The sequence below is a fragment of the Pseudomonas meliae genome (assembly GCF_001400515.1).
In the GTDB taxonomy this organism is placed as follows: Bacteria; Pseudomonadota; Gammaproteobacteria; order Pseudomonadales; family Pseudomonadaceae; genus Aquipseudomonas; species Aquipseudomonas amygdali.
Window position 1 is genome coordinate 1 of sequence record NZ_LJQT01000298.1, and the last position, 2226, is coordinate 2226.

Consider the following 2226-nt stretch of genomic DNA (forward strand, 5'->3'; position numbering starts at 1 on the left):
TTTGCAGCGCCTCCTTAGGCAAATCAATACGATGTCAGCATCGGTTTTTGTATAGGCCGTGCAACAGCGTGGAGCTTTAAAGGGCGGCATTTTGCGGTAACGTGAACCAGTACGCAAATAGTGGCGCAAGCCGACTGTCGGTTTGTGATCAAACTGTCGGTAATACCGTGAACTTTTGTCTCTGGAGAGAGAGCAATGGCCTATTGGCTGATGAAGTCCGAGCCTGACGAATTCTCGATCAGCGACCTGCAAAAACGGGGTAACGCTCGCTGGGACGGGGTGCGCAACTATCAGGCGCGTAATTTTCTAAGAGCATGGCAGAGGGCGACGAATTCTTTTTCTACCACTCCAGTTGCCCGGAGCCGGGAATCGCCGGCATCGGCAAAATCGCCAAAGCCGCCTATCCGGACCCCACTGCGCTGGACCCCGACAGCCACTATCACGACGCCAAGGCCAGCGCGGATAAAAACCCGTGGAGTGCCATAGACGTCGAGTTTGTGGATATCTTCAAGAGCGTGCTGGGGCTCGGTTATCTGAAGCAACAAAGCCAGCTGGAGCAACTGCCTCTGGTGCAAAAAGGCAGTCGGCTTTCAGTGATGCCCGTTACCGCCGAACAATGGGCGGCGATCCTGGCACTGCGCTGACAAGCGTTATTGAACGATGAAGTTATTGAACAGCAAGTCTTCAACAATCGGCTTGCCTTCTTCATCGTTCATGACGCGCTGCACCTGCTTGAGCGCTTCCTGACGAATGTTTTCCTTCGCCTCGGCACTGCTCATGGAATCAACCGTCTGCTGAGTGAACAACGACACCAGTTGATTACGGATCAAGGCGTCATTGCGCTTCACCGCCGCCTCGGCATCGGCACCCGTTACACGCAACGCGATGTCAGCCTTGTAGACGCGCAGCTTGGGGCCGCCATCCAGCGCGTAGTTGCCCACGAACGGCGGCGTCAGCGAGACATAGGCCGCTTTGGGCGGGCCGCCTTCTTCCTTGGCTTCCTCTTGCGCCATGACAGGCAATGACAAGGCCAGCAATACCAGAATCCACGCTTTCACAGTCCACTCCTTAATACGGTTTGCCACGTAGCTTACAGCTTATGTGTGCTTATCAGGCCGGGCTATGCTTGTTGACCCGAGAACCCACTTAACTCACTTTATCGGCCATTACCGAAAAAGGAATAGCCTAATGAAAGCCCTGTTATGCAAAGCCTTCGGTTCGGCCAGCACGCTGGTGCTTGAAGACGTGCCAGGCCCCGAGATCAAAAAGAACGAAATCCTCCTCGACGTGCACGCCGCAGGGGTCAACTTTCCCGACACGTTGATCATCGAGGGCAAATACCAGTTCAAACCACCCTTCCCTTTCTCGCCGGGTGGTGAGGCAGCAGGCGTGATATCAGCCGTAGGGGAAAAAGTAACCCATCTCAAGCCCGGCGACCGCGTGATGGCGCTCACCGGCTGGGGCAGTTTTGCCGAGCAGGTCGCTGTACCCGGTTACAACGTACTGCCGATACCGACGAGCATGGACTTCACCACCGCTGCGGCGTTCAGCATGACCTACGGCACCTCCATGCATGCGCTCAAACAACGCGCCAACCTGCAAGCGGGCGAAACCCTGCTGGTGCTCGGCGCATCCGGCGGCGTGGGCCTGGCCGCCGTGGAAATTGGTAAAGCCCTCGGCGCACGCGTCATCGTCGCCGCCAGCAGCGCTGAAAAACTTGAAGTCGCCAAAAACGCAGGCGCAGACGAACTGATCAACTACAGCGAAACCAGCCTCAAGGACGAAGTAAAACGCCTCACCAACGGCAACGGCGCCGACGTCATCTACGACCCGGTCGGCGGCGACCTCTTCGACCAGGCCATCCGCGCCATCGCCTGGAACGGCCGCCTGCTGGTCGTCGGCTTCGCCAGCGGCCGCATCCCGGACCTGCCCGTCAACCTGACCCTGCTCAAAGGCGCATCGGTGGTCGGCGTGTTCTGGGGCTCGTTTGCGCAGAGACAACCGCAGGACAATGCGGCGAACTTCAAGCAGCTGAAGGGAAATTGAAGCCGCTGGTGTCGACGGTTTATCCGCTGGAAAAGGCTGGGGAGGCGATTGATTTGTTGGGTGAGCGCAGGGCTGTGGGGAATGTGGTGGTTTTGGTGAATTGATACCTCGAGCCTGTACTATTAAGTAAATCGTTAGTATCAAGTCGAAACTGTTAAGGGGGTGTAGACAAAATCAAGT

The 2226-nt window shown here is 56.8% G+C and carries 3 protein-coding genes and 1 pseudogene; 3 read left to right on the forward strand and 1 reads right to left on the reverse strand.

The genetic code is table 11. The annotated features are described in order from the left end of the window. Nucleotides 1–195 precede the first annotated feature (195 nt). Nucleotides 196–644, forward strand: a pseudogene (locus ALO64_RS13865) (EVE domain-containing protein). A gap of 6 nt (nucleotides 645–650) precedes the next feature. On the opposite strand, the gene ALO64_RS13870 reads toward ALO64_RS13865, so the two are convergent. Then, nucleotides 651–1058, reverse strand: coding sequence for a flagellar basal body-associated protein FliL (locus tag ALO64_RS13870; protein WP_002551568.1), 408 nt, complete (start codon nucleotides 1056–1058; stop codon nucleotides 651–653). A gap of 130 nt (nucleotides 1059–1188) precedes the next feature. Between ALO64_RS13870 and ALO64_RS13875 the strand changes: the two genes are divergently transcribed. After that, nucleotides 1189–2046, forward strand: a complete 858-nt coding sequence (locus tag ALO64_RS13875; protein ID WP_408002904.1) for an NADPH:quinone oxidoreductase family protein — start codon at nucleotides 1189–1191, stop codon at nucleotides 2044–2046. Then, entirely contained in the window at nucleotides 1977–2150 is a 174-nt protein-coding gene (locus ALO64_RS26820; RefSeq protein ID WP_408002905.1) for a zinc-binding dehydrogenase, read from the forward strand. Before ALO64_RS13875 ends, ALO64_RS26820 begins: the two co-directional genes overlap by 70 nt. The last annotated feature ends 76 nt before the right edge of the window (nucleotides 2151–2226 follow it).